Annotated in this window: 24 protein-coding genes; 12 read left to right on the forward strand and 12 right to left on the reverse strand. The window is 61.8% G+C overall.

What is annotated here, in order from left to right; all coding sequences use genetic code 11:
* Positions 1 to 906, reverse strand: coding sequence for a 30S ribosomal protein S6--L-glutamate ligase (gene rimK / locus P3C18_RS02365; RefSeq protein ID WP_275960268.1), 906 nt, complete (start codon positions 904 to 906; stop codon positions 1 to 3).
* The gene (locus tag P3C18_RS02370) at positions 903 to 1,337 is read right to left on the reverse strand and encodes an ATP-dependent zinc protease (RefSeq protein WP_275961562.1); all 435 of its coding nucleotides are present in this window, start codon (positions 1,335 to 1,337) and stop codon (positions 903 to 905) included. Before P3C18_RS02370 ends, rimK begins: the two co-directional genes overlap by 4 nt.
* 131 nt (positions 1,338 to 1,468) lie before the next feature.
* On the opposite strand from P3C18_RS02370, the gene P3C18_RS02375 reads away from it, so the two are divergent.
* Positions 1,469 to 1,900, forward strand: coding sequence for a S4 domain-containing protein (locus tag P3C18_RS02375; RefSeq protein ID WP_275960269.1), 432 nt, complete (start codon positions 1,469 to 1,471; stop codon positions 1,898 to 1,900).
* 18 nt (positions 1,901 to 1,918) lie between these two features.
* Here the strand turns inward: P3C18_RS02375 and P3C18_RS02380 are convergent, their stop codons facing one another.
* Positions 1,919 to 2,713 carry a phosphatase PAP2 family protein gene (locus P3C18_RS02380; protein ID WP_275960270.1) on the reverse strand — a complete coding sequence of 265 codons (795 nt, stop codon included), beginning with the start codon at positions 2,711 to 2,713 and terminating at the stop codon, positions 1,919 to 1,921.
* A 217-nt stretch (positions 2,714 to 2,930) separates the two neighbouring features.
* Between P3C18_RS02380 and hslO the strand changes: the two genes are divergently transcribed.
* The 3 genes from hslO (at position 2,931) to P3C18_RS02395 (ending at position 8,223) form a co-directional block, all read left to right on the forward strand.
* The gene (gene hslO / locus P3C18_RS02385) at positions 2,931 to 3,818 is read left to right on the forward strand and encodes an Hsp33 family molecular chaperone HslO (RefSeq protein ID WP_275960271.1); all 888 of its coding nucleotides are present in this window, start codon (positions 2,931 to 2,933) and stop codon (positions 3,816 to 3,818) included.
* A gap of 179 nt (positions 3,819 to 3,997) precedes the next feature.
* Positions 3,998 to 5,539, forward strand: a complete 1,542-nt coding sequence (locus tag P3C18_RS02390) for a phosphoenolpyruvate carboxykinase (protein ID WP_275960272.1) — start codon at positions 3,998 to 4,000, stop codon at positions 5,537 to 5,539.
* A gap of 755 nt (positions 5,540 to 6,294) precedes the next feature.
* Positions 6,295 to 8,223, forward strand: a complete 1,929-nt coding sequence (locus tag P3C18_RS02395) for a RecQ family ATP-dependent DNA helicase (protein WP_275960273.1) — start codon at positions 6,295 to 6,297, stop codon at positions 8,221 to 8,223.
* A 3-nt stretch (positions 8,224 to 8,226) separates the two neighbouring features.
* Here P3C18_RS02395 and P3C18_RS02400 read toward each other — a convergent pair whose 3' ends face one another.
* Genes P3C18_RS02400 through P3C18_RS02425 form a run of 6 tightly spaced genes read right to left on the reverse strand, consistent with a single transcriptional unit; the run spans position 8,227 to position 13,127 of the window.
* On the reverse strand, positions 8,227 to 8,664 hold the full coding sequence (locus P3C18_RS02400) for a nucleoside deaminase (protein WP_275960274.1): 438 nt from the start codon (positions 8,662 to 8,664) through the stop codon (positions 8,227 to 8,229).
* A 28-nt stretch (positions 8,665 to 8,692) separates the two neighbouring features.
* Positions 8,693 to 9,304, reverse strand: coding sequence for an ABC-type transport auxiliary lipoprotein family protein (locus tag P3C18_RS02405; RefSeq protein ID WP_275960275.1), 612 nt, complete (start codon positions 9,302 to 9,304; stop codon positions 8,693 to 8,695).
* The gene (locus P3C18_RS02410; protein WP_275960276.1) at positions 9,301 to 10,218 is read right to left on the reverse strand and encodes an MlaD family protein; all 918 of its coding nucleotides are present in this window, start codon (positions 10,216 to 10,218) and stop codon (positions 9,301 to 9,303) included. Before P3C18_RS02410 ends, P3C18_RS02405 begins: the two co-directional genes overlap by 4 nt.
* Positions 10,219 to 11,004 (reverse strand): ABC transporter ATP-binding protein, encoded by a 786-nt coding sequence (locus P3C18_RS02415; protein WP_275960277.1) that lies wholly within the window; start codon positions 11,002 to 11,004, stop codon positions 10,219 to 10,221.
* Positions 11,004 to 12,149, reverse strand: a complete 1,146-nt coding sequence (locus P3C18_RS02420) for an ABC transporter permease (RefSeq protein WP_275960278.1) — start codon at positions 12,147 to 12,149, stop codon at positions 11,004 to 11,006. Before P3C18_RS02420 ends, P3C18_RS02415 begins: the two co-directional genes overlap by 1 nt.
* 51 nt (positions 12,150 to 12,200) lie before the next feature.
* A complete protein-coding gene (locus P3C18_RS02425) occupies positions 12,201 to 13,127 on the reverse strand; it encodes an exopolyphosphatase (protein ID WP_160013682.1) in 927 nt (308 codons plus the stop codon).
* A gap of 191 nt (positions 13,128 to 13,318) precedes the next feature.
* Between P3C18_RS02425 and P3C18_RS02430 the strand changes: the two genes are divergently transcribed.
* A complete protein-coding gene (locus P3C18_RS02430) occupies positions 13,319 to 13,660 on the forward strand; it encodes a cupin domain-containing protein (RefSeq protein ID WP_090250378.1) in 342 nt (113 codons plus the stop codon).
* A gap of 11 nt (positions 13,661 to 13,671) precedes the next feature.
* On the opposite strand, the gene P3C18_RS02435 is transcribed toward P3C18_RS02430, so the two are convergent.
* Together P3C18_RS02435 and P3C18_RS02440 are read right to left on the reverse strand one after the other, a co-directional pair.
* Entirely contained in the window at positions 13,672 to 14,325 is a 654-nt protein-coding gene (locus tag P3C18_RS02435) for a DUF3313 domain-containing protein (RefSeq protein WP_275960279.1), read from the reverse strand.
* Positions 14,326 to 14,402: 77 nt separating this feature from the next.
* Positions 14,403 to 15,362, reverse strand: coding sequence for a class I SAM-dependent methyltransferase (locus P3C18_RS02440; RefSeq protein ID WP_275960280.1), 960 nt, complete (start codon positions 15,360 to 15,362; stop codon positions 14,403 to 14,405).
* A 164-nt stretch (positions 15,363 to 15,526) separates the two neighbouring features.
* Between P3C18_RS02440 and P3C18_RS02445 the strand changes: the two genes are divergently transcribed.
* The 4 genes from P3C18_RS02445 to P3C18_RS02460 all read left to right on the forward strand — a co-directional run bounded on the left by P3C18_RS02445 (position 15,527) and on the right by P3C18_RS02460 (position 18,866).
* A complete protein-coding gene (locus tag P3C18_RS02445) occupies positions 15,527 to 16,129 on the forward strand; it encodes a nitroreductase family protein (protein WP_275960281.1) in 603 nt (200 codons plus the stop codon).
* A gap of 175 nt (positions 16,130 to 16,304) precedes the next feature.
* Positions 16,305 to 17,795 carry an NAD(P)/FAD-dependent oxidoreductase gene (locus P3C18_RS02450; RefSeq protein ID WP_275960283.1) on the forward strand — a complete coding sequence of 497 codons (1,491 nt, stop codon included), beginning with the start codon at positions 16,305 to 16,307 and terminating at the stop codon, positions 17,793 to 17,795.
* A gap of 181 nt (positions 17,796 to 17,976) precedes the next feature.
* On the forward strand, positions 17,977 to 18,147 hold the full coding sequence (locus P3C18_RS02455; RefSeq protein ID WP_167143638.1) for a hypothetical protein: 171 nt from the start codon (positions 17,977 to 17,979) through the stop codon (positions 18,145 to 18,147).
* 287 nt (positions 18,148 to 18,434) lie between these two features.
* Complete coding sequence (locus P3C18_RS02460; protein WP_275960284.1) at positions 18,435 to 18,866, forward strand: hypothetical protein; 432 nt, start codon at positions 18,435 to 18,437, stop codon at positions 18,864 to 18,866.
* On the opposite strand, the gene P3C18_RS02465 is transcribed toward P3C18_RS02460, so the two are convergent.
* Positions 18,823 to 21,216, reverse strand: a complete 2,394-nt coding sequence (locus P3C18_RS02465) for an EAL domain-containing protein (protein ID WP_275960285.1) — start codon at positions 21,214 to 21,216, stop codon at positions 18,823 to 18,825. The genes P3C18_RS02460 and P3C18_RS02465 overlap by 44 nt on opposite strands.
* Positions 21,217 to 21,362: 146 nt before the next feature.
* Here P3C18_RS02465 and P3C18_RS02470 point away from each other — a divergent pair, with 146 nt between their 5' ends.
* Genes P3C18_RS02470 through P3C18_RS02480 form a run of 3 tightly spaced genes read left to right on the forward strand, consistent with a single transcriptional unit; the run spans position 21,363 to position 25,062 of the window.
* Positions 21,363 to 23,270 (forward strand): adenylate/guanylate cyclase domain-containing protein, encoded by a 1,908-nt coding sequence (locus tag P3C18_RS02470; protein ID WP_275960286.1) that lies wholly within the window; start codon positions 21,363 to 21,365, stop codon positions 23,268 to 23,270.
* Between the two features lie 28 nt (positions 23,271 to 23,298).
* Entirely contained in the window at positions 23,299 to 23,916 is a 618-nt protein-coding gene (locus P3C18_RS02475; RefSeq protein WP_275960287.1) for a hypothetical protein, read from the forward strand.
* A gap of 36 nt (positions 23,917 to 23,952) precedes the next feature.
* Entirely contained in the window at positions 23,953 to 25,062 is a 1,110-nt protein-coding gene (locus tag P3C18_RS02480; RefSeq protein WP_275960288.1) for an autotransporter outer membrane beta-barrel domain-containing protein, read from the forward strand.
* The last annotated feature ends 1 nt before the right edge of the window (position 25,063 follow it).

Here is a 25,063-nt window from a genome sequence, read left to right on the forward strand (position 1 = left end):
TTAGCCCTTACCCTTGGTACGCGTCAGGTTCGGGCCGCTGTTCTTCTCCAGGTGCTGAATCACCAGGCTGGCGACGTCCTTGCCGGTGGTGGTTTCGATACCTTCCAGGCCGGGGGAGGAGTTCACTTCCATCACCAGCGGGCCGTGGTTGGAGCGCAGGATATCCACCCCCGCCACGCTCAAACCCATGACCTTGGCCGCACGGATTGCGGTCATGCGTTCTTCCGGGGTGATCTTGATCAGGCTGGCGCTGCCGCCACGGTGCAGGTTGGAGCGGAATTCGCCGGGCTTGGCCTGACGTTTCATCGCGGCGATCACCTTATCGCCGACCACGAAGCAGCGGATATCCGCGCCGCCGGCTTCCTTGATGTATTCCTGCACCATGATGTCTTGCTTGAGGCCCATAAAGGCCTCGATCACCGACTCGGCGGCGGTTGCCGTTTCACACAGCACTACGCCGATGCCCTGGGTGCCCTCCAGCACCTTGATCACCAGCGGTGCGCCATTGACCATGTCGATCAGGTCGGCGATGTCATCCGGGGAGTGGGCGAAGCCGGTCACCGGCAGGCCGATGCCGCGGCGTGACAGCAGCTGCAGCGAGCGCAGTTTGTCCCGCGAGCGGGCAATGGCCACCGACTCGTTAAGCGGGAACACGCCCATCATCTCGAACTGGCGCAGCACCGCGCAGCCATAGAAGGTCACGGACGCGCCAATGCGTGGGATCACCGCATCGAAGCCTTCCAGCGGCTTGCCGCGGTAGTGGATCTGCGGCTTGTGGCTGGCGATGTTCATATAGGCGCGCAGGGTGTCGATCACCACCATCTCGTGGCCCCGCAGCTGCCCGGCTTCAACCAGGCGACGGGTGGAATACAGGCGCGGGTTGCGCGACAGCACGGCGATCTTCATTGGGCACCAGGGGAGTCAGCGAGGGTGGGTTTGTTCTGTACGTAGGTCAGTGCCGGGTTGACCAGCAATTGCCCGTCAATCAGCGCCTTGGAGCCAAGCAACACGCGGTAGCGCATGGTTTTGCGGCAGGTCAGGGTGAACTCCACCGGCCATTCGCGCTCGCCCAGGGTCAGGTTGGTGCGAATCACATAGCGCGATTGTGCCTGGCCGTTGGAGCTTTTGATGGTCTTCAGCGAAACCAGCTGCGCCTCGCAGCGATGTCGACGTTGCACCAGCGTGCCGAGGTGCGCGGTAAAGCGTACCCAGGGCTCGCCATCGCGGTCGAACGGCTGTATCTCGCTGGCGTGCAGGCTGGAGGTGCTGGCGCCGGTGTCAATCTTGGCACGCAGGCCGACCATGCCCAGTTCCGGCAGGTTGATCCATTCACGCAGGCCGATTACGCCAAGTTGGTCGAAAGTCTTCAAAGGGCGATCCGTCATATTTGCGGGCATTCTAGTTGGCCCTTATGACAACTGCATCAGGCAAAATGTCCGCCTGCACAGCGGGCATCAGAGGGGATCAGATGAGCGATAAAGACGACGGCAAGATCCGCCTGGATAAATGGCTATGGGCGGCGAGGTTCTTCAAGACCCGTGCCCTGGCCAAGGCCGCTATCGAGGGCGGCAAGGTTCACCATCGCGGTGAGCGCTGCAAACCGGGTAAGGAGCCGAGAGTCGGTGATGTCTACGTGATCCGCACCGGCTTTGAGGAGCGCAGTGTGGTGGTGCAGGCGCTTTCAGTAGTGCGCCGTGGCGCGCCTGAGGCGCAGGCGTTGTATGCCGAAACGGCAGAAAGCATCGAGCGCCGCGAGCAAGCGGCGGCGCAGCGCAAGGCGGGGGCGTTGGGTATGCAGACCGATGGCCGGCCGAGCAAGAAACAGCGTCGGCAGATGCACGACTTCAATGATCGGCAAGACGGCGGCCTGCGCCATCCCTGGGCTGACGAAGAAGCCTAGGGGCATGGCGCCTTATATCTAGCGCCCGCTGATAACGCTCAGGCGGCCCAGCAGTGGCAGCTTGGCCAGGCTCTTGAGCAGCGGCTGGGTGACGTATTCCAGCCACTCACTGGTTTTGTAGGCAAACGGCGTAAAGCAGCCCCAGGCCAGCGCCAGCAGGGCGAGGAACAGGCCGCCCACCAGGGCATCCGAGCCCCAATGTGCACCGGCTACCAGGCGCGGCAGCATAAAAATCACCGCCATCGTCCAGACCAGCAGCAGGCGCCAGTTGCGCGCGAAGAAGCTCATAAACATCGCCCAGATCAGCAGCACCGAGGCGTGATCACCGGGGAAACTGCGGGTGGCGCTGTCTTTCATATCCCAGCGCTCTTCCCAGGTCGGGAACAGTTCGGTCAGTCGCGCGGCGCCTTCCACCACCAGCGATGCACTTGGTCGCTGCCAGTCCATCAGCTTGACCAGCTCGGCGAAGCCGACGCGAAACAGCAGCATTACTATCAGCGCCGCGAGAAAGGCATACAGCGCTTTGCGCACCTGAGGGCCGCTGAACACCAGGTCAGCCTTGAGCATCACGGCCAGCATCAGCACGCCAACACCCATGTCCACCGGGCGCATGCTGCCGATTGCCCAGGTCTGCGCCCACAAGCCGGCGCTGTGCACGGGTTCGTTAAGCAGGGCAAACAGCTGCAGATCGAACTGGTCCCACAGCGCGCGGCTGGGCGCCCACAACCAGCTGGCGAGCAGCAGGAGGGCGACGATATGGCAGGCAACCAGCGGGCGGATACGCCATTGCGGGTTAATAAATGAAGGGTTCATGCAGTGGCATCCTTGTCATCTGTAAGGGCTTTAAGGCGGCGCGCATGCTAGGGAGTTGGTCACAAGAATGCAAAGTTTCGCCCTGCCTTTTGTCGCTAACTGTGATGTTGGTGGCTATCGATAGCTTCCGCCCGCAGCGCTGATAGATAAGAGGCGCTTGGTCGGACGGGCGTTTGCGCCTAAAATCGCGGGCCGAGTCACACTCAGTGAAGTTGGCATGCCTGATTTTTCCCAACGCTTCTTGTTCGACGACAGCGATATCCGTGGCGAACTGGTCGGCCTGGCCGACAGTTATAGCCATGTGCTGGCCAAGCACACCTACCCGCAACCGGTCGCCCAACTGCTGGGTGAACTGCTGGCCGCCGCCTCCTTGCTGATTGGCACGCTGAAATTTGAAGGCCTGCTGATTCTCCAGGCACGCTCTTCCGGTGCAGTGCCATTGCTGATGGTCGAATGCTCCAGCGAAGGCGAGCTGCGCGGTATCGCCCGTTATCACGCCGAGCAGATCACTGCCGATGCCAACCTGCGTGAACTGATGCCCGATGGCGTGCTGGCCATGACCGTCGACCCGAAATCCGGGCAGCGTTATCAGGGCATTGTCGATCTGGAAGGGGAAACCCTGGCCGATTGCCTGACCAATTACTTCGCCACCTCCGAGCAGTTGCCGACGCGTTTCTGGCTCAGTGCCGATGGCCAACGTGCCCGCGGCCTGCTGTTGCAGCAGCTGCCGGCCGACCGTTTGAAGGAAGCCGATGAGCGTGAAGCCAGCTGGCAGCACGCCATGGCCCTGGCCGATACGCTGAAGGCCGAGGAGCTGCTGGGTTTGGATAACGAAACCCTGCTGCACCGTCTGTATCACCAGGAAGCGCTGCGCCTGTTTGACCCGCGCGCCCTGCAGTTCCGTTGCAGCTGCTCGCGTGAGCGCTCCAGCCGCGCGCTGATCAGCCTCGGCCAGGCCGACGCCGAGGCGCTGGTGCAGGAGCATGGCGGCAGCGTGGAAATCGATTGCCAGTTCTGCAACGAGCGCTACCTGTTCGATGCGGCGGATGTACTGCAACTGTTTATCGATGGCAGCATCGAAGCACCATCGGATACGCGCCACTAAATCCTAAGCAGGTTCTGTGGCAAATAGCCGCAAATCGCACCGGCATGATCTGATCAGAGGCTGCACCCGCAGCTGGCTTTTTCTGGCATAATCCGGCGCACTTTTTTCGCTGTAGTAGTGCTTGATTTTCTACTACAAAACGTTCGGAAGACTCGGCCACGTGGCCGACGGGGACCCACATGACGCAAGCCAACAACGCCGTGTACACCGACATCAGCGCTGCCCAACTGGTCGAAGAAGCCCTTCGTCGCGGTGAAGGCGAGCTGGCCGCCAACGGCTCCCTGGTTGTACGCACAGGCCATCGCACGGGTCGTTCGCCGGCTGATCGCTTCATCGTGCAAGAGCCGAGCACCGAGGCGAAAATCGCCTGGGGCGCGATCAACCGTCCGTTCCCGGCTGACAAGTTCGATGCCCTGTGGGACCGCGTGCAGGCGTTCTCCGACGCCCAGGACAGCTTCGTTTCCTACGTTCATGTAGGTTCTGCCGACGCGCACTACCTGCCGGTCAAGATGACCACTGCCACCGCCTGGCAGAACCTGTTCGGCCGTTGCCTGTTTATCAACCCGGAGCAGTACAACCCGGCTGGCAAAGGCGAGTGGCAAGTGCTCAACGTCGCCAACTTCGAGTGCGTACCGGAGCGTGACGGCACCAATTCCGATGGCTGCGTGATCCTCAACTTCGCCGCCAAGAAAGTCCTGATCGCCGGCATGCGTTACGCCGGTGAAATGAAGAAAGCCATGTTCAGCGTGCAGAATTTCCTGCTGCCGGACGCCGACGTGCTGCCGATGCACTGCGCGGCCAACATCGGTGAAGAAGGCGACGTGACCCTGTTCTTCGGCCTGTCCGGCACCGGCAAGACCACCCTGTCGGCCGACGAAAGCCGCTACCTGATCGGCGACGACGAGCACGGCTGGGGCGTGGGTGTGGTGTTCAACATCGAAGGCGGTTGCTATGCCAAGTGCATCGACCTGTCCGAGAAGAACGAGCCTGTCATCTGGAAAGCCATCCAGTTCCGCGCCGTGCTGGAAAACGTGGTGCTCGACGAAAATCGCGTACCGAACTACGCCGACGACAGTCTGACCCAGAACAGCCGTGCGGCCTACCCGCTGGAGCTGGTTGAGAAGCGCAGCGAGAAGAACCTCGGCGGCGAGCCGAACGCCGTGATCTTCCTGACCTGCGACCTGACTGGCGTACTGCCACCGGTGTCGATCCTCAACGAAGAGCAAGCGGCTTACCACTTCCTCTCCGGCTACACCGCGCTGGTTGGTTCCACCGAAATGGGCAGCGGCGGCGGCATCAAGTCGACCTTCTCCACCTGCTTCGGCGCGCCGTTCTTCCCGCGTCCGGCTGGCGAGTACGCTGAACTGCTGATCAAGCGTATCCGCGGCTTCGGTTCCAAGGTCTACCTGGTCAACACCGGCTGGACCGGCGGCGGCTACGGCGTTGGCAAGCGCTTCAATATCCCGACCACCCGTGGCGTGATTGCAGCGATCCAGAGCGGCGCGCTGATCGGTACCGAAACCGAGCTGCTGCCGATCATCAACCTGAGCGTGCCGAAGTCGGTACCAGGCGTTGAAACCAACCTGCTCAACCCACGTAACACCTGGGAAGACAAAAACGCCTACGACGAAGCCGCCAAAGGCCTGGCCGGTCTGTTCATTGAGAACTTCAAGAAGTTCGATGTCAGCGATGCCATCAAGAATGCCGGCCCGCAACTCTAAGCTGTAACTGCCGCGCTGAAAAAACCGCCTTAATCGGCGGTTTTTTTATGCACGGGAAATCACAGCGATAACCGGTGGGAGGCGCTTTAGCGGCGAGCTTTTAATAAGTTATCGCGGCTAAACCCCTCCCACGGTGCTTTGCATGTGCGATAAGAAACGGAAAAGCCGCCCGGAGGCGGCTTTGGGTGCGTATCTGCTAACAGATCAGGCACGTTTGCGAGTGTTGCGCGTTGCACTCTTGCTCAGGTGGCCGCTCTGCACGGCCCTAGATGTTGCTATATGGCTGTCTCGGGCCACAGCGCTAACGGGGTTGGCAACTCAGGCGATTTCCAGAGCCATTGTCTGCGGCTGTCGACTTCAGCATGACTGGCAAGTGCCAGGTAGGTGTCGATATGTCGCGGGTGGCCGCTGGCGCTTTCGAGTTGTGTGGCGGCGTTAGGTCTATGGTTTGGCATAACTCACGGCGAACCTGAGTTGTCCCGCCAGACTGCGCATCGGCCTGTGGTTCGCATCAGCTACTCCGGTTCTTCCGGGGTCTATGCTGCGCGGCCATCTGGCCTGGGTGGTGAGCGATCTAGTGGGTAACCGGCAAGCTGCCGCTGAAACCAGATACCTGCATACTCATCTCCTTTTTTATTTGCATGGTTTGAATGTACGCCTGTGTGGCCCGTGGTGTTAGTTGGATTGGCAATAGCAGCGCGGTTTGTAGGAATTAATCATTGTTTGCCGCCAGTGCGGTCAATGGAGTGACAGCTATGAGTACCCTTGAGCGTGTGTTTGGTTTTCAGCAACTGCGTCCCGGCCAGGAGCGGGTGGTGACGGCCGTGCTGGCGGGCCGTTCGGCGGCGGCGATCTTTCCTACAGGTTCGGGCAAGTCCTTGTGCTACCAGCTGCCGGCGCTGCATCTGCCGCACCTGACGTTGGTGGTCTCGCCCTTGCTGGCGCTGATGCAGGATCAGCTGGCGTTTCTGCATAGCCGTGGCATCAGCGCCGCGAGTATCGATTCGGCGCAAAGCCGCGAGGAGGCCAGCGCGGTGATGACGCGGGCGAAATCCGGCGAGCTGAAGATTCTGATGATCTCGGTCGAACGCCTGAAAAATGAGCGTTTTCGCAACTTTATTGCCCAGGTGCCGATCTCGTTGCTGGTGATCGACGAGGCCCACTGCATCTCCGAGTGGGGGCATAACTTCCGTCCGGATTACCTCAAGCTGCCGGACTACCAGCGCCAGTTCGGCATCCCGCAGGTGCTGCTGCTCACCGCCACGGCCACGCCGCCGGTGATTGCCGATATGCAGCAGAAGTTTGCCATCGCCGCCGGTGACGTGGTCACTACCGGTTTCTACCGCGCCAACCTCAATCTGCTGGTCGAGCCGGTCAGTGGTGCTGACAAACAGCGCCGTCTGGAGCAGTGGTTAGGAGCCAAGGCCGGGCAGCCAAGCATCGTCTACGTGACCCAGCAGAAGACCGCCGAGCAGGTGGCTGCGCGCCTGAGCCAGCGCGGCATTGCTGCCAGTGCCTACCACGCCGGTATGCCGCATGAGGCCCGCGAGGCGATTCAGCGCCAGTTTATGGCGGGGCAGATCAACTGCATCGTCGCCACTATCGCCTTTGGCATGGGCATCGATAAGGCCGATATCCGCAATGTGCTGCACTTCGACCTGCCGAAATCCATCGAGAATTACAGCCAGGAAATCGGCCGCGCCGGCCGCGATGGCCAGCCCTCGGACTGCCTGGTGCTGGCCAACCGCGACAGCCTCAACGTGCTGGAAAACTTCGTCTATGGCGATACGCCGGAGCTGGACGGCATTCGCTGTGTGCTCGACGAACTGCTGAATAGCAGCCAGAGCGGCGAATGGGAGCTGATGCTTAACCAGCTCTCCGAGCAGAGCAATATCCGTCAGCTGCCGCTGAAAACCCTGCTGGTGCAGTTGGAGCTACGCGGCATCATCGCCCCGCGTTACGCTTATTTCGCCGAATATCGCTTCAAATTCCTCTTGGAGCCCGAAGCGCTGCTGGAGAAGTTCGAGGGTGAGCGGCGGCAGTTTGTTGAGGCGCTGATCAGCACCTCGCAGCGCGCACGCACCTGGTGCACGGTGGACTTCGATCAGCTCTACCAGCAGCACCAGGCCGAGCGCGGCCGGGTGATCAAGGCGCTGGATTACTTCCAGGAAAAGGGCTGGATTGAGCTGGAAAGCAAGCAGATGACCGAGGTCTACGCGCTGCTCGACCCGGGTTTCGATCCGGCGGCCTTGGGCGCGGAATTACACGGCTATTTCAGCCAGCAGGAAGCCAGCGAAATCCGCCGGATTCACGCCATGCTCGCGCTGTTTGCCAGCGAGCTGTGCCTGAGCCAGCGCTTGGCCGCCTATTTCGGCGACGCCAACGCGCCGCAGCAGTGTGGGCATTGTTCGGTATGCCGTGGGCAGGTGGCTCAGTTACCTGCGCCACCGGCCTTGCCGCCGCTGGCGGAGCAGGATGTGCACGGGCTATGCGACGGCTTTGTGCGCAAGCATCAGGAGCTCAAAGGCAGCGCGCCAAGCGCCGAGTGCCTGACGCGCTTTCTCTGCGGTATCAGCGTGCCGCTGTTTACCAAGCTCAAGGCGCGCCAGCTCGGTGGGTTTGCCGCGCTGGAAGATTATCCCTACGCCGAGGTGCGCAGTTGGTTGGCGGGGCAGCAGGGATAGCAGCTACTCGCCGATATCCTCGTTCCACAGCGTCGGCTGGGCGGCGATAAAGGCCTGCATCAGGTGCAGGCATTCGCTGTTGTGCAGCACATCGAGCTGCACGCCACGCTCGCGCAGCAGCGCTTCTTCGCCGAGGAAGGTCTGGTTCTCGCCGATGATCACCTTGGGGATGCCATACAGCAGGATCGCCCCGCTGCACATCGCGCAGGGTGAGAGGGTGGTGTAGAGCACCGACTCGCGGTAGGTCTGCGCGGTCTGCCGGCCGGCATTTTCCAGGGCGTCCATTTCACCATGACGGATGGCGCTGCCCTGTTGTACGCGGCGGTTGTGGCCGCGACCAATAATCTGGCCGTTGTGCACCAGTACCGAGCCGATCGGGATGCCGCCTTCGGCCAGGCCCTGGCGGGCTTCATCGATGGCCGCTTGCATAAATTTGTCCATGGTTCGCCCCTTGCTGGAACAACTCAGTTTATTTTTGCTGCGCGCTCTGTCCTTGGTTCAGGGTCCATTCCAGCACCTCGCGGGCCAGTTGGTCGCCGGCTTGGCCGAAGGCGTTGACCACCGCTGGCACCGAGGTGTCGCTGGCCGCCTGGCTGACTTCGAAACGCCGGCTGGCGAGGATGCGCAGGCTGCCGCTCTGCACCAGGCGCGCCTCGAACAGGATGCGCGCGGCCGGTCGGCCGTTCTGGTATTCGCTGTGGAAGGCGCGTAGGTCGCCGTCTAGTTCGAGATCGGCTTGCAGGCGGCTTTCATCGCTGCTCACCGCCTTGAGGCGGCCGTCATCGAGGAAGGCATCGATCAGTCGGTCGCGCAGCAGCAGCGGCGCGCGGTCGCTCCAGCGCACGCCCTGGTAGGCGCTGATCTGGTCGCCTGGCGGCAATACGGCAATCCGCGTGCTGTCGAGCAGCTGGCTGCTGTAGGGCTTGTTCACCCGCAGCGCCCAATCGGCGCTGGCGTCATGGCTGGGCAGGCTACTGGCGGGCAGGCGGTAGATGCTCAGCACCTGGCTTTTCGGCAAGACCGAGCAGGCGGCCAGGCTGCCGATCAGCAAGAGGGCGGCGAGCAGGCGAAGACGACTCATGGTTGAAACTCCTTGATGGTGTCGCTGCGCAGCAGGTAGCCGGCCGGGTCTTCCTCCAGGCGGCGGGCGAAGGAGCGCAGGGCGCTGAGGGTTTCGCGCAGTTCGATAATGGTCGGGCCCAGCTCGCCGATGCCCTGCATGCCGCCGTCGAGGGCGGCGCGGTTGTCACTGAGCAGGCGCTCGACGTTAGTGCTGCTGCGCTCCAGCGAGGCCATCAGGCGGCTGGCGCTGTCCAGCGCTTCGCGGCCCTGGCCGCTGAGCAGCTGGTTGGCGTTGCGCATCAGGTCGGCGGCTTCCTGGCTGGCCGTGCTCATCTGTTGCAGGGCGGTACGCAGCTCGTCGCGCTGCTCGGCGACGCTGGCGCTGGTCTGTTCGATGTTTTCCAGGGTGCGCGAGATGCGCCCGATATTGTCGCGGGAGAACAGCTGATTGGCCCGGTTGAGCAGGCGCGTGACGCTGAGCACCAGGTCTTCGCCATTGGACATCAGGCGTGATAGCGGCGAGGGATCGGCGATGATTTCCGCTCGTTGATCGCCCTTGCTGACCAGCATGGGGCTTTCCGGCGAGCCGCTGTGCAGCTGGATCAGCGAGGCGCCGGTGATCCCGGTGATCGACAGGCGGGCGCGGGTGTCTTCTTTGATCGGCGTGTTGGCGTTGACGCGGATATGCGCGCGCACTTTGCGTGGGTCATTTGGGTCGAGGCGCAGGCTGATCACATCGCCGACCTTGATTCCGCTGTATTGCACGGCACTGCCCTGGGACAGGCCGCTGACGGCCTCGGTGAAGATCACATCGTAGTCGTTGATTTCCTGGTCCGAGCTGGCTTTGCTCAGCCACAGGGCAAAGCCCAGTGCGGCGGCGACCATCAGCACGGTAAACAGGCCGATCAATACGTGGTGGGCGCGTGGTTCCATTCAATTTCTCCCTGGCGCGCTGTTAGCGGCCTGTTCGGCTGCGCGTCCGCGCGGGCCGTGAAAATACTCGTGAATCCAAGGGTTGTCGGTGGCGGTCACGACGTCCAGGCGGTCGGCCACCAGCACGCGTTTTTCTGCGAGCACGGCCACTCGGTCGCAGATGGTGTAGAGGGTGTCCAGGTCATGGGTGACCAGAAACACGCTGAGGCCCAGGGCATCGCGCAGGGTCAGGATCAGTTGATCGAAGGCCGCTGCGCCAATCGGGTCGAGCCCGGCGGTGGGTTCGTCGAGAAACAGGATGTCCGGCTCCAGGGCCAGTGCCCGCCCCAGCGCTGCGCGTTTGATCATGCCGCCGGACAACTCGGTCGGGTATTTGTCGCCGGCTTCACGCGGCAGACCGACCAGCGCCAGTTTGACCTGGGCCAGGCGTTCGGCGGCAGCGCGAGTGAGGCCGGCATGTTCGAGCAGCGGCAGGGCGATGTTTTCGGTCACCGTCAGTGAAGAAAACAGCGCGCCGCGTTGATACAGCACGCCGAAACGCCGCTCCAGTTGCGAGCGCTGCTCGGGCGGCAGGCTCAGTAACTCCTCGCCAAATACCCGCACGGTGCCGGCGTTGGCGCGGCGCAGGCCGAGAATACTGCGCAGCAGCACCGATTTACCGGTGCCCGAGCCGCCGACCACGCCCAGCACTTCGCCGCGGTACAGGTCCAGTGCCAGGTCCTGGTGCACGGTCTGCGCGCCGAAGCGGTTGACTAGGTTGCGTACCTCGATAATCGCTTCGCCCATCACCAGCCCATCTCCATCAGAAACAGCGCGGCCAGGGCATCGAGCACGATTACCACGAAAATCGACTGCACCACGCTGGAGGTGGTGCGCTCGCCCACCGATTGCGCGCTGCCGGTGACCTTGAAGCCTTCCAGGCAGCCGATCACGGCGATCAGGAAGGCAAACAGCGGCGCCTTGGCCATGCCCACGACAAAGTGCTTGAGGGCGATATTTTCCTGCAGCATGGCCAGGTACATGGTCGGCGAGATGTCCAGACTCAGGGCGCAGACCACCGCGCCGCCGAGGATGCCGCTGAGCATGGCGATAAAGGTGAGGATCGGCAGGGCGATCAGCAGGGCGAACACCCGTGGCAGCACCAGCAGCTCCATGGGGCTCAGGCCCAGGGTGCGGATGGCGTCGATTTCCTCGTTGGCCTTCATCGAGCCGATCTGCGCGGTAAAGGCGCTGGCGGTGCGTCCGGCCATCAGAATGGCGGTGAGCAGCACGCCGAACTCACGCAAGAAGGAGAACGCCACCAGGTCGACCGTATAGATACTCGCGCCAAAATCGGCGAGCACCGTGGCGCCGAGAAAGGCCACCACCGCGCCGACCAGAAAGGTCAGCAGGGCGACGATGGGCACGGCGTTCAAGCCGCTTTGTTGCAGATGGGCGATCAGCGAGGTGATGCGCCAACGGCCGGGGCGCAGGAGGATGGCGAACATCGCCGCCAGGGTCATGCCGATAAAGCCGAGCAGCGCCACACCTTGCTGCCAGAGTTCTTCCACGGCCTGGCCAATTTGCCCGAAAAACTCGCGCCAGGCGGGGATACGCTTGGTTGGCAGCGCGTCACCGGCATCGGCGATGGCGTTACCTACCGCCTGCAACAACGCGCGGCGCTCGCTGGCCAGGCCCGGGGCATCGCTGGCCAGTTGCGCCAGGCGCTGGCTGCCGAGCAATTCCACCAACAGCGCGGCGCCGGCGGTGTCCAGCGCGCCAAGGTCTTGCAGGTCAATACTGGCGGCACTGTTCAGCGTGCCGCGCAGTGCCAGTACCTCGGTTTCCAGGCTGGCGTAGTGAGGCAGCGTCCAGTCGCCGCCGATGCGCAAGCCAGAAGGCGCATCCGTGCGGCTGGATTCAAGCGGCGTAATAAAGGGGGCTGTGCTCATGCGCCACAGCTTAACCTTCTAGCCGAGGCTACGCCCAGCCTACTGCGGGGTTTAACCGTCAGCAGTGATTTCAGCGATCAGCTCACGCAGCGCCGCCTCGGCATCCTCGTTGGCCACCTGGCAGGTGCCGGCGTTGGCGTGGCCGCCGCCGTTGTAGCTCAGGCACAGTTCGCCGACATTGGTATTGGAGCTGCGGTCGAGGATCGATTTGCCAATGGCGAACACGGTGTTCTGCTGTTTAACGCCCCACATCACGTGGATGGAGATATTGCACTGCGGGTAGAGGGCGTAGATGACGAAACGGTTGACCGCATAGATCGTCTCCTCGTTGCGCAGGTCGAGCACCACCAGGTTGTGGTAGACCGTTGCGCAGCGCTGGATCTGCGCCTTGGCTTCGCGTTGGTGCTCCAGATACAGCGCCACGCGCTCATCGACATCCGGCAGTTCGAGGATTTCCGCGATGCCGTGGGTCTGGCAGAAGTCGATCAGCTGCATCATCAGTTGGTAGTTGGAGATGCGGAAATCGCGGAAGCGCCCGAGGCCGGTGCGTGCATCCATGATAAAGCTCAGCAGTTCCCAGCCCTGCGGGTCGAGGATGTCGTCGCGGCTGAATTGTGCGGCATCGGCCTTGTCCACGGCCTCCATCATTTCGTCCCAGTCCCGTGGGAAGGCGTCGTGGCCGCCGTAGTGCTTCCACACCACCCTGGCTGCAGACGGCGCATCGGCATCAATCAGGTGATTGCTCGCCGGCTGGTTGCGGATGGTCTCGCTGAGGTGGTGGTCAAAGGCCAGGTGGCAGCCGGGCACGTAGGGCAGGTTGGTGGTGATGTCGTTGCTGGTGATCGCCACTTTGCCGTCCTGCATGTCCTTGGGGTGGACGAAGAGGATGTCGTCGATCAGGTTGAGGTGTTTGAGCAGGGCGGCGCATACCAGGCCGTCAAAATCACTGCGGGTGACCAAGCGGTAAAGACTGGACATAAAGCATCTCCGGATCGGGCAAGCGGCGGGAATAAACCAACAGGCCCCCTTCAAGGTAGCACGCGGTTTGCGCATCAGCCTGGGCGAAGGGGCTGCGCTTCCAGGCAGTTGCAGGTCGACCTCAGGACAGTCGCGGGACGATGGCGGCCCTAGGCTGGCGTCTGATGTTCTACCGACCTCAGGAGCCACCCATGTCACCGATTACCGTACTGCGTGATACCCAGCCGATTCCGCTGCTGGATGCCTGCAAATGGACGCGGATTGCCGGCGAGCCGCACACCGTCAACCTCAACGCCTACACCTCGGCGGACGGCAGCAAGATCATGGGCACCTGGATTTGCACACCCGGCAAATGGCAGGTGGCCTATGAAAAATGGGAGTACTGCCACTTTCAGGAGGGCTACTGCATCATCACCCCAGAGGGCCAGGCGCCGATTCACCTGCGCGCCGGCGATATCTTTATCGTCGAGCCCGGTATGAAGGGCACCTGGGAAGTGGTCGAGACCGTGCGCAAATACTTTGTCTTTGCCTGAACGATCAGGCCCTAGGGCTTGAAGTTACGCGCATCCTTGGCCCATTCATCCAGCGCCGGCTTGATGTCCTTGAGGCGTAACTGGGCGCTGTCGTTCTCCAGTTGCAGGCCGTGGCCCTTGCGCACCACGCGGGTCATTGGCTGGCTGGTGCGGCCGTCGATGGCTTCCAGCTCGACATAAATACTGCTGTTGAGGTCGCGGGTGCCGGCGGCGGTGCTGGCGGCTGCGGCTACCAGGGCAATCGGCACCACTTCATAGACTTTCAGCCCTTCTGGCGACAGGTTGACCGCAGTGATCGCCGAGCGCAGCACCAGGGTGTCGCGATCGGCATATTCGACAACCTTTAGCCGTCCGGCCAGTTCCAGGCGCATGGCCTGCTGCAGATAGAGGGCGATTTCGTCCAGGGTCTGCTGGCTAACTTGCGCATTCGGGGTCGGCGCGGGGTAGAACACCGGTCTTTCCACCAACACCGAACGGTAGTTTTCCGGTTTGAAATCCGCTGATACCCAGCGCATTACCGGCGCGCCGCTGGCTGACTGCGCCGGCTGCAGCTGCGAGTAATCACTGAGGAAGCCGGAATACTGCGAGGGTTGCGTGGTGTTGCTGGCGCAGGCGGCCAGTAACAGGGTGGCGAGCAGGGCCAGACCAAGGGTTTTCAGCGTCATTGCGGTGATCTCGCGAGGGGTGGTCGCCTAACTGTAGACCAGTTTGCAATAGGCAATGCTCTGCCCTGGCGAGCCCTCTAAAACGGTATTTGCGGGCCTTGTTCGCGGCGAAACACCAGCGCCTTGAGGGCGCTGTCCGGCTGGCTGTCGGGGAATTCCGGCGGGTTGGCCAGGCGCTCGCTAAAGCGCAGGCTTGGTGCTGCATCGGCCATGGCCTGGATCAGGTAGTCCGGGCCGATTTCCGGCTCATTGCTGCAGGCCAGCACCACCCCGTCCGCGCTTAAGAGTTCGGGCAGGCGGCGCAGCACCTTGGGGTAGTCCTTGCTCAGCACAAAGCTGCCGCGCTGGAAGGACGGCGGGTCGATGATGATCAGGTCATAGGGGCCGTACTTGCCGACCTTGCCCCAGGACTTGAACAGGTCGTGGCCGAGAAATACCACCTGGCTGAGATCGTGCTGGTTCAGCCGATGATTATCGCGCCCCCGGCTGAGCGCGGCCCTGGCCATATCCAGATTGACCACCTGACGCGCGCCGCCGGCCAGCGCCGCCACCGAGAAGCCGCAGGTGTAGGCAAACAGGTTGAGCACGCGCTTGCCCGCCGCCTGCGCCTGCACCCATTGGCGGCCATAGCGCATGTCGAGGAACAGCCCGCTGTTCTGCTTTTTACCCAGGTCGAGGCGGTAGTGCAGAGCGTGCTCGCAGATATCCCAATGCTCCACCGGCTCGCCGAGCAGCCAGTGCGTTGGGCTTTCGGGCAGGTAGCGCTGCTGCAGCAACAGGCAGTGCGCGCCGCTCTGCTGCCAGGCAGCGGATTGGCCGAGATCGAGCAGCATCTGCTGCAGCGCGGCCAGTTCGGCATCGCTCACCGGCTTGAACAGCGCCACCAGCAGCACGCCTTGCAGCCAATCCACGGTGATCTGTTCCAGCCCCGGCCAGCAGCGGCCACGGCCGTGAAACAGGCGACGGGTTTCACTCGGCGCGCTAGTCAGGGCGGTGAGCAGGTGTTGCTGCAGGGTAGCGAGGGCGGTTGGGGTCATGGGCTGTGGTCGATTTGGCGAGGCGGCGATTTTAACAGGCGACCGCCTAGAATCGTCTGTGTCGATCATTGTTATCGGTAAAGGCGTTTGGCGTTACGCCCGGCAAGTGCCTAGCATTGCCCTCTTTCACACCCTGCTTTCACACCTAAATAGAAGGAATGCCCATGCACATCGACGAAGCCATCCGTAGCCGCCGCGCGGTCAAAGGTTATGACCCGGCATTTACCCTGAGTGATGCCGATAAGGATGAACTGCTGCAACTGGCGCTGCTCGCACCGTCGGCGTTCAACCTGCAGCATGTGCGCCTGGTCGAAGTCAGCGATCCGGCGCAGCGTCAGCAGCTGCGCGAAGTGGCTTGGGGTCAGGCGCAGGTGACCGATGCTTCGATGCTGGTGGTGGTGTGCGCCAAGCTCGACAGCTGGCAGGAGGATGTCGGCCGCGTTTGGGACGGTGCGCCCGCGGAAGTGCAGGCCTATATGGCCGGTGCCATCGACACCTATTACCGCGACAAACCACAGGTGCAGCGCGATGAAACCATGCGCAGCTGCGGCCTGATGGCGCAGACCCTGATGCTCGCCGCGCGCGGCAAGGGCCTGGATTCCTGCCCGATGGACGGCTTCGATTTCGATGCGGTGGCCAAGTTGATCAACCTGCCTGAAAACCATGTCATCGCCCTGATGGTCGCTGTCGGCAAGAAAACCATCGAGCCCAAGCCGCGCATCGGCAAACTGCCGTACAACGAAGTGGTGTTGCGTAATCGCTTCTGATCGCTGAGCAGGTTGCTGAGCGCTTTTGTCATTCTTCAGCCATAACTGTGGTCAGCCTGCGCCTGATCACACCACTAAAGGTTGGATGACAAACGCGTTGTTGGGGGTGAATCTGGCGGGCACACGGGCGCTACACATTGCCCTGCAGCCATAACAAGAAGCCTGAGGAGCCCCCATGTCTGCCGAACATCTGGATGTCTTGATCATTGGTGCCGGCCTGTCCGGCATCGGTGCGGCCTATCACCTGATGAAGCACTGCCCTGGCAAACGCTTCGCCATCCTCGAAGGCCGTGCGGCCCTCGGCGGCACCTGGGACCTATTCCGCTATCCGGGCATTCGCTCCGACTCGGATATGTTCACCCTTGGCTACAACTTCAAACCCTGGACCAACCCGCTGGCGATTGCCGACGGCCCGTCGATCCGCAGTTATATCGAAGAAACCGCGCAGGAAAACGGCATTCAGGAAACCATCCGCTTTCAGCACAAGGTGCTCAAGGCCGACTGGTGCAGCGAGCGCGCCACCTGGACCCTGCAGGTGCAGCGCGGCGATGAGCCCGAACCGATCAAGTTGAGCTGCCAGCACCTGCTGATGTGCACCGGCTATTACCGCTACGAAGCGGGCTACACCCCAGAATTCAAAGGCCGCGAACAGTTCCAGGGCGAGTTTATTCACCCGCAGTTGTGGCCGGAAAATTTCGATTACCGCGGCAAGAACGTGGTGGTGATCGGCAGCGGCGCCACGGCGGTCACCCTGGTGCCGGCGATGACCGACAAGGCCAAGCACGTGACCATGCTGCAACGCTCGCCGACCTATGTGGTGAGCCTGCCGCAGGGTGATCCGATTTCTGCCTTCCTGCGCCGTTTTCTGCCGGAAACCTGGGTCTATCGCCTGGCCCGCACCCGCCAGGTGGCCATACAGCTGGGCTTCTACAAGCTTGCCAAGGCGTTCCCCAACCTGGTGCGCAAGGCGTTGCTCGGTATGGCCCGGCATCAGTTGGGCAAGGACTTCGACATGCGTCACTTCAGCCCGCGCTACAAACCCTGGGATGAACGGGTGTGCGCGGTACCCAACGGCGATCTGTTCAAGGTGCTGCGCCAGGGCAAGGCCTCGGTGGTGACGGAGCATATCGATGGCTTTACCGCCAAGGGCATTCGCCTGAAGTCCGGTCAGGAGTTGCCGGCGGATGTGATCATCAGCGCCACTGGTCTGGAATTGCAGCTGTTTGGCGGCATGCAGGTGGCCGTGGATGGGGTGCCCTTCGATGCGGCCAAGAGCATGGGTTATCGCGGCATTATGCTGCGCGACCTGCCCAACGCGGCGGTGGTGCTGGGCTACACCAATGCCAGCTGGACGCTCAAGGCGGACCTTTCCAGCGAGTACTTCTGCCGGCTGATCAACCATATGGATGCCAACGGCATGCGCCAGTGCACCCCGCGCGACATGGCGCGGCAGGTCAAGGACGCACCCTTCCTCGATCTGGCTAGCGGCTATATCAAGCGCGCGGCCGACAAGATCCCCAGCCAGGGGGATCGTGCGCCGTGGAAGCTCTACCAGAACTACCTGCTGGACCTAGCGCTGCTGCGTTACGGCAAAGTTGAGGATGGCTATCTGGAGTTCAGTTCACCGCATGTCGGCGAATCCGCCGCCACGGCTACAGCGGTCTAAACTGCAAAACAATGTAAGCCAAACGCTATAGCCGCTTGGCGCGTTATGCCTACAGAGATGTGGCCATTTGCCGCTTTAGAAGCAGGCACAGGGCCACTATGCTTTTGTGACAGCTTTCACGGATGAACGGGCCGGTATACCTGGCTGCTGTCACAAAGGAGTCCTCTAGAGGATGAGCAGAATGGAATCGCTTCAGCAAGAGCAACGCTACCTGCCAGAACTGCGGGCGCACATCGACAAACTGCTGGCCAAAGGCTGGGTAATTGCCGAGCGTAGCCCGCTGACCCTGCAGTCCGGGCGCAAGACCTATATGGTTGTGCACGGCATGTTGATTGGCGATAACGCGTTTTAACCTACGTCCCACCGTTTTCCCGGGCCGCTGCTGATCAAGATGATCGGCAGCGGCCTTTTTTGTGCGTGTTGAGTTTTTCAGGCGCTTATTGGCGACAGCTATGCCTGTACCGCGAGCACCTTTAAAGGCGGGCTATGCCTGAATCTGTAATAACGCCGGACAATCAGACTCTACTGGCTTAACCACTAGGAACGTCTAAGGGAAATGTGCATGCGTGCTTTGCTTTGCTTGGTTTGTGGTTGTTAACCCTGTTGTTGAGTGGTTGTGGCAGTTCGCATTTCACTCATATGAGCCTGCCGGTGTTGCCGGGTTGGTACAACGGTGAGCAGGTTTACTACCTGACCACCGATATTTCGGATGCGCAGATGGCGACAGTCATGCAGGCCAACTACGTCCCGCGACTGGCCAATGCGTTGCCCGACATGCCTGGACCGCACCCGTTGGCTACTTATGATCGGGTCTACAAATTTGTTGATGACAGCCAGGCCAGTGTGTTCCCGTCTATCCCGCTGCCGTTAGGTGGGGATAACCAGGACCCGGCCTACAGCCCGTTGTGGCATGTCTATGAGGTGCGCTGGTTGAGTGGTACGCCAGGCAGCCCGTTGCGTTCGGCTGATGCCGTGTTGCAAGCGCAGGAGCAAGGTTTGGTCAGTGTGAGAGCCAGTGGGATTATTGTTAATTGCCCGGTGGTAGCGGTTGGCGAGCAGCGCCTTCAGTAGGTGTGGCGGGCAAGTGCCACTGGCAGTTCTCCAGCCAGCTGGCAAACGCAGCGGGTGGCAGCGGTTTGCTCAGCAGGTAGCCTTGGGCGATATCGCAGCCGAGCTGATCCAGGCGGTCGAGAATGGCTTCGGTTTCCACCCCTTCGGCGACGATCTTCAGGCCCATGTTGTGGCCCAACTCGATGGTCGAGCGGACGATGATGTCGTCATCAGGGTTGCTCAGCAGGTCCAGCACGAAGGACTTGTCGATCTTCAGCTCATGCACCGGCAGGCGTTTGAGCTGGGCCATGCTTGAGTAACCTGTGCCGTAGTCGTCGATCGACAGCTGCACGCCCAATTCGCACAGCTGCTGCAGTTGGCCCATGGCCAGTTCCGGGTCGGCCATCACCGCGCTTTCGGTGATTTCCACAATCAGGCCAGATGGCGGCACGCCATGCTCGGCCAGTTGCGCGGCGATAAAGCCGGCAAAGCCGGGGTCGGCCAGATCCAGTGCGGAGATATTGATCGCGGTCTTCAGCGCCAGGCCCTGTTCCTGCCAGGCGCGGCTCTGCGCCACGGCGGTGCGCACCACCCAGCGGGTCAGGGCGCAGACGTTGCCGGTCTGTTCGGCCAGGGGAATAAATTCGTCCGGCGGAATAAACCCGTGCACCGGGTGAATCCAGCGCACCAGGCACTCCACTCCATACAGGCTGCGCGCGCGAATATTCAGTTTGGGTTGAAAGTACAGGCTGAGCTGGCCGCCTTCCACTGCGCCTTTCAGTTCGCTCATCAATGCGAGACGCAGCAGGCTGTGGCGGTCCAGCTCCGGGCGGTAGAGGGCGTAGGGCGAGCGCTGCTGCTTGCCCAGGTACATCGCCACTTCGGCATGCTGCAGCAGGCTGCCGGCGCTTTCACCGTGATCCGGATACAGGGCGATGCCAATCGTGGCGTTGAGGGTCATGCTGATGCCGCGCACGGCAAACGGCTCGTGCAGGGCGGCGCGATAATGCTCGGCGGCGGGGATCAGCCAGCCCGGCTGGCAGGGGCTGATCAGCAGGGCAAATTCGTCACCGCCGAGGCGCGCCAGTTGCTCGCCGGGGCGTAGTAGAGCCTGCAGGCGGGCGGCGAGCTGGCAGAGCAAGTGGTCACCGGCGTCATGGCCGAGGGTGTCGTTAAGGTCCTTGAAGTTGTCCAGGTCCATCAGCAGCACTGCTACGCCTTCGCCCGGCGCGCAGTGCGCCAGGGCCTGTTGCAGCTCGGCGACAAAGCGGTTGCGGTTGGCCAGTTCGGTCAGCGGGTCGCGGTAAGCGAGAAAGCTGATGGTGGTTTCGCGCTCGGCAATGCCTTGCTGCATGGCGACGAATTCGCGGGCGAGCAGGCCGACTTCGCCGCTGGCCTGGGTGGACATCGGTACCTGATAGTCGCCGCTAGCGATACGCCGCACGTTATCGACCATCTGGCTTAGTGGCCGGCTGACGGTATTGGCGATCCACAGGGCGCCGAGGCCGGCCAGTAGCAGAGCGATGGCGAAGATGGCTGCCAGTTGCCATTGCAGCGGCTGGTAATCGGCCAGCTCGGCGGACAGCGAGCGCATCAGCAGCACCTGCAATTCGCTGCTGGTGCCGATCAGTGGTGCGCGCAGGGCCACCTGTTCCAGGCCTTGCAACTTGAAGCGGAAAACCCCCTCGGCATTCGGCAGCAACTGGCCGGCCAACTCGGCCCGTGGCAGTGCCTGCAGATTGCTGGCCAGCACCCGGTATTGGCCGGGGCTGCCGTCGAGCAGCGCCACGTCCGCGCCACTTAGGCGGGCCAGGTGCGCGGTGGCCTGGTCATCCAGTTCGAAGGCCATCAGCAGCCAACCCATCAGGTTGGGTCGCGGGGCGAAGATTGGCGTGGCATTGATATGCAGCACCCGCTCATCAAAAACCACCAGGCGGTCGGCGCTTTGCGGGTCGTCTTCATCCAGCAGGTCATCCCACGGCAGCGCGGCGCCGGGCAGTAGTTCGCCACTGGTGCCCGCCAGAATCAGCCCCTCGGGCGCGCTGACCAGGGCAAAGCTGGCCTGGCTGCGCGAGGCGAAGGATTCCAGCGCGGCAGACAGCGACTGCGCCTCCTGCTGCGGGCTGGCGATCAGGTCGGCGATTTCGCCGAGCAGGGTGAAGTCCTTGGCGATCAAGTCGGCCATGGCGCTCTGCGCCTGGCGGCGGCTTTGCAGCTCGTTACTCAGTACGGCATGTGCGAAGTTCAGCTGCCCGGCCACCTGGCTCAGGGTGTGCTGATAGGTGGAGCGATAGACCAGCGCCAGGAGCAGCAACATTACCGCCAGCAACAACAGCAGAAAGAAGCCGAGAATCTTGCCGCGCAGGGTCATGGCATGTGCCTATGCTTGTGGATAATCGGGCTTGTGGATAGTCGGCTCGCCGGTGGCGAAATGCCTTGAGTATAGAAAGACCTCTGGCGGGCGCAGCACCTGGTATGCACAAGGGGGCGTGGATGCGAATAGCGCGGGCATGGCGCATGCCCTTGAAGCTGCTGGCGCTGGTGTTGCTCAGTGTCGCGTTGGTCGAATGGCTGGCGCGCGCCGGCCTGCTCGACGGCAGCGAGCGGCGCTTGCTGGATCTGCAATTTCAGCTGCAGGGGCAGCATGATGCACCGCAGCAGGTGGCCATCGTGGCCATCGATGAAGACAGCCTGGCTCGCTACCCGGATGATCCCATGCTGTTCTGGACCGACCGGCTCGCCATGGCGGTCGAGCGCCTGCGTCAGGTCGGGGTGCCGCTGGTGGGGCTGGATATGCTCTACAGCATCAGCCCCGAACGCTGGCTGAGCACGCTGGGCGATGGTCAGTTTCCGGGTGCCAGGGACTATGACCGGGCCTTCCGCGAGCAACTGGCCAGCGGTCAATTGCTGCTGGTGGCCAGTCGTTCCGGCAGTGGGTCGGCGGTGAGCGACTACCTGCTGCCGAGCCCTGATTATCTGCTGGCGCTGCCTGATTATGACCTGCAGGCGCATGTTGGTCTGGCTGATCTGCTGGTCGAAGGCGATGGTCTGGTGCGGCGCTTTCGTCTGGCGCCAGTGGCGGCTGAGCAGCGGGCACAGCTGCAGGATGAATTGCCGCACCTGAGTCTACCTGCGCTGCTGGCAGTACGCGCTGCGGGGCAGGATGTGCGCGCAGCCGCCTGGCAATTGGGTGGGCGTGCCGTACAGCTCGATCAGCCGGCAGCGGTCATTCCTTACCTGGGGCCGCCTGGCACCTTTAACAGCCTGCCTCTGCACCAGCTGCTGGCGGACGACGCCCTGAATGATCCCGAAGTACAGGCCTTGCGCGGCAAACTGGTGCTGCTCGGCGCCACGGCTGCTGGGCTTAACGATGCCCATTTCACCCCGTTCAGCAGCGACTGGTTGGGTGGGCGCAGCCTGTTGATGAGTGGGGTTGAGGTGCATGCCAATGTGCTGCAGGCATTGCTCGACGGCCGTCAGTTGCGTAGCCCTGAAACTGTTTGGCGAGTCGTCGGCCTGCTGGCTCTGAGCTTGCTGGTGGTGTGTTGTGTGCTGCGTCTGCCGGTGTGGGCAACCCTGCTGGCCTGGTTACTGGGGCTGGCGCTGTTGCTGGCGCTGGGCCAGTGGTTGTTCCGCTTGGGCTGGTTGTTGCCGCAGAGTGCTGCGGGGCTGGCTCTGTCGCTGAGCTTTCTGGGTGTGCTGGGGCTGCGCCTGACTGGCGAAGAGCGGGAGCGCAATCGCCTGCGGCAGATGTTCGGCCGCTATGTCTCGGAGCAGGTGGTCGAAGCCCTGCTCAGTTCGGGTGAGCGACCGGAGCTGGGCGGTCAGGCGCAGCGGGTGACTGTGCTGTTTTCCGATATCCGCAACTTCACCAGTATCAGCGAGCGGCTCACGGCGAAAGAGGTGGTGGAGATGCTCAATGCCTATTTCGCCCGCGCCTGTGAACCCTTGCTGGCCGAGGGCGGCAGTATCGATAAATTTATTGGCGATGCAGTGATGGTCGAGTTTGGCTCCCCGGTACCGTTGGGCGACCACGCACAACGGGCCATTCGCGCTGCGCTAGCCTTGAAGAAAGTCTCCGAGGAATTCGCCTGCTGGATGCAGCAGCGTTTTCCCGGCCGCGACCTGCCGGCTTTTGCCGTAGGCATCGGGTTACACAGTGGTGAGGTGGTGCTGGGCAATATCGGCTCACCGGTGCGCATGGAGTTCACTGCCATTGGCGATACGGTGAACCTGGCTTCGCGCCTGGAAGGCATGACCAAGGAACTTGGCTGCGCCATTCTGGCCAGTGCCGAGTGTATTGCCGAAGCAGGCGAGCTTGTGAGTTGCGGGCGCAGCGAGGTGATTCGGGTCAAGGGCCGCGAAGCGCCGATTCGCGTCTTTGAGGTCATCGGGCTACATCAGGGAGACCATGAAAATGCTTAGACAGTGGTGTCGCTTGGGACTGTGTTCTTTGCTGTGGCTGCCCGGTCTGGCGTTGGCGCTTGAGGTCGGCTTGGTCACTGGTCTGAGCGGCACTGTTGCCTTGAATGTACCGGCGCAGGCGGAGAACAGGACGCTGCAGGTGTTCAGCAAACTGCATGAAGGCGATCGACTGATTTTGTCGGAGAAAACCAGTCTGCAACTGGTGCTTTTCAACAGTGGCGAAGAGCAGGTCTGGCAGGGGCCGGGCGAGTTGCAGGTGCACCGCAGCGGCATCTCCGCCCAGGATGCGGCATTACAGCCGCAGGTACGTCAGTTGCCGAAGTTGCTGGTCAAGCAACTGGCCAAGACCCCGGCCCCGGATGCCCAGGTCAAGGCCGGGATGGTGCGGCTACGCAGCATGCCGAGTGGCGGCACCCTAGAGTCGGTGGAAAAAAATTATGCGCAACTGCGTAAAGCCGCAATGGCGACAGATAGAAATCCAGAGCTATACCTGTTGGCAGGGTATTTCGAATTGCGTGAGTTTGAGTTGTTGCAGCAGGTGCTGACGCGGATGGAGAAGGAATCCCCTGGTGATAAGGAAGTGGCGCTGCTCCGCTCCCTTTATGCGCGCGCTGTGAATAACGCCAAGATGGCAGCCGAGCCGTAGCCAGAACAAGAAGACCGCACTTGTAGGAGATTCTGAATGAAAGCCACCTTCAGGCTGGCGCTGGCCGGCATGTGTCTACTATTTCCCTTCGTTTCTTCAGCCAACTGTTTAACTGCTTACTCGAACTATATTTCTGGCGGCATATTTGCTGCGGAGTCTTTATCTAACCATCCAGAGTGTTTTGGCGGTGGGGCAACGACCTCCCAAGTGCTGTTCAATGCCACCGCGGGCCAACAATCTCTTGCCATCTCGGACAACCTGGCGCGGCGCTGGATTGCCCCTGGCGCGCCTGCGATGGCGGGCAATGCAGCAGGCCGCGGGATGGCTGCAGGTGATGCTCTGCCGGGCTTGAATCTGTGGGCCAGTGCTGCGGATGAAGATACTGATCAGCGCTATGGCAATATTTCCGGTAATACCACGAAGAACGATTTTGATATTCAAAATTACATTATTGGCGCCGACTTTGGCCTTTCACCAGCATTAATCCTGGGCGTTTCCCTGGCGATTGATCACGGAGATATCTCCGGGATCAATACTGCTATTGGTGCAGAAGAAAACGAGCTGACTAGTCGCGGTTTTATGCTCGCGCCTTATCTCGGCTGGCAGTTGAATGAGCATTGGGCACTGGATGCCAGTGTGGGTATTGGTGAAGGCGAGTTGGATGCCAGTGGCAGCAGCCGACAGGAGGTTGACCGCTGGTATGCCGGACTAAACCTCAATTACCAGCGCTGGTTAGGCAGTTGGCAGTTCAGTGGGCGGGCCAGTTACCTGCATGCCGAAGAGTCGTATGACGATATTCGCCTGCGTGGTGAGACCCAGCAGCAGTTAGGCGGGCTGCAGAAACTGCAGAACTCTGATGCCACCAATGAACTTGACCGTATTCAGCTGGGTGGTCAGGTCGGTTACTGGTGGAATGGTTGGCTGCCGTACGCTGGGCTGCGTTATATGGACGATGTACATCGTTCGACCACGCAGAACTTTGCCCCTTCTGATCCTATAGGTCGGGAGGCCTGGGTCTGGGTCTTGGGGGTCAACTACCTCTCCCTGGCTCATGGTGTCAGCGCCGGGCTGGCCTATGAGCAAGAGGAAGGCCGTGGCAATCAGAATATGAATACCTGGATGGCCAACCTTAACCTGCGATTCTGAT

Origin of the sequence: Pseudomonas sp. 1928-m (assembly GCF_029269135.1) — a bacterium.
In the GTDB taxonomy this organism is placed as follows: Bacteria; Pseudomonadota; Gammaproteobacteria; order Pseudomonadales; family Pseudomonadaceae; genus Aquipseudomonas.

Bases quoted from the DNA above. Each gene is read 5' to 3' on its own strand.
- P3C18_RS02390 (WP_275960272.1), top strand. From the start codon at position 3,998: ATGACGCAAGCCAACAACGCCGTGTACACCGACATCAGCGCTGCCCAA.
- P3C18_RS02420 (WP_275960278.1), bottom strand. From the start codon at position 12,149: ATGAGCACAGCCCCCTTTATTACGCCGCTTGAATCCAGCCGCACGGAT.
- rimK (WP_275960268.1), bottom strand. From the start codon at position 906: ATGAAGATCGCCGTGCTGTCGCGCAACCCGCGCCTGTATTCCACCCGT.
- P3C18_RS02430 (WP_090250378.1), top strand. From the start codon at position 13,319: ATGTCACCGATTACCGTACTGCGTGATACCCAGCCGATTCCGCTGCTG.
- P3C18_RS02405 (WP_275960275.1), bottom strand. From the start codon at position 9,304: ATGAGTCGTCTTCGCCTGCTCGCCGCCCTCTTGCTGATCGGCAGCCTG.
- P3C18_RS02460 (WP_275960284.1), top strand. From the start codon at position 18,435: ATGAGCCTGCCGGTGTTGCCGGGTTGGTACAACGGTGAGCAGGTTTAC.
- P3C18_RS02375 (WP_275960269.1), top strand. From the start codon at position 1,469: ATGAGCGATAAAGACGACGGCAAGATCCGCCTGGATAAATGGCTATGG.
- P3C18_RS02450 (WP_275960283.1), top strand. From the start codon at position 16,305: ATGTCTGCCGAACATCTGGATGTCTTGATCATTGGTGCCGGCCTGTCC.
- P3C18_RS02445 (WP_275960281.1), top strand. From the start codon at position 15,527: ATGCACATCGACGAAGCCATCCGTAGCCGCCGCGCGGTCAAAGGTTAT.
- P3C18_RS02455 (WP_167143638.1), top strand. From the start codon at position 17,977: ATGGAATCGCTTCAGCAAGAGCAACGCTACCTGCCAGAACTGCGGGCG.
- P3C18_RS02415 (WP_275960277.1), bottom strand. From the start codon at position 11,004: ATGGGCGAAGCGATTATCGAGGTACGCAACCTAGTCAACCGCTTCGGC.
- P3C18_RS02465 (WP_275960285.1), bottom strand. From the start codon at position 21,216: ATGACCCTGCGCGGCAAGATTCTCGGCTTCTTTCTGCTGTTGTTGCTG.
- P3C18_RS02400 (WP_275960274.1), bottom strand. From the start codon at position 8,664: ATGGACAAATTTATGCAAGCGGCCATCGATGAAGCCCGCCAGGGCCTG.
- P3C18_RS02425 (WP_160013682.1), bottom strand. From the start codon at position 13,127: ATGTCCAGTCTTTACCGCTTGGTCACCCGCAGTGATTTTGACGGCCTG.
- P3C18_RS02480 (WP_275960288.1), top strand. From the start codon at position 23,953: ATGAAAGCCACCTTCAGGCTGGCGCTGGCCGGCATGTGTCTACTATTT.
- P3C18_RS02395 (WP_275960273.1), top strand. From the start codon at position 6,295: ATGAGTACCCTTGAGCGTGTGTTTGGTTTTCAGCAACTGCGTCCCGGC.
- P3C18_RS02410 (WP_275960276.1), bottom strand. From the start codon at position 10,218: ATGGAACCACGCGCCCACCACGTATTGATCGGCCTGTTTACCGTGCTG.
- P3C18_RS02380 (WP_275960270.1), bottom strand. From the start codon at position 2,713: ATGAACCCTTCATTTATTAACCCGCAATGGCGTATCCGCCCGCTGGTT.
- P3C18_RS02440 (WP_275960280.1), bottom strand. From the start codon at position 15,362: ATGACCCCAACCGCCCTCGCTACCCTGCAGCAACACCTGCTCACCGCC.
- hslO (WP_275960271.1), top strand. From the start codon at position 2,931: ATGCCTGATTTTTCCCAACGCTTCTTGTTCGACGACAGCGATATCCGT.
- P3C18_RS02470 (WP_275960286.1), top strand. From the start codon at position 21,363: ATGCCCTTGAAGCTGCTGGCGCTGGTGTTGCTCAGTGTCGCGTTGGTC.
- P3C18_RS02435 (WP_275960279.1), bottom strand. From the start codon at position 14,325: ATGACGCTGAAAACCCTTGGTCTGGCCCTGCTCGCCACCCTGTTACTG.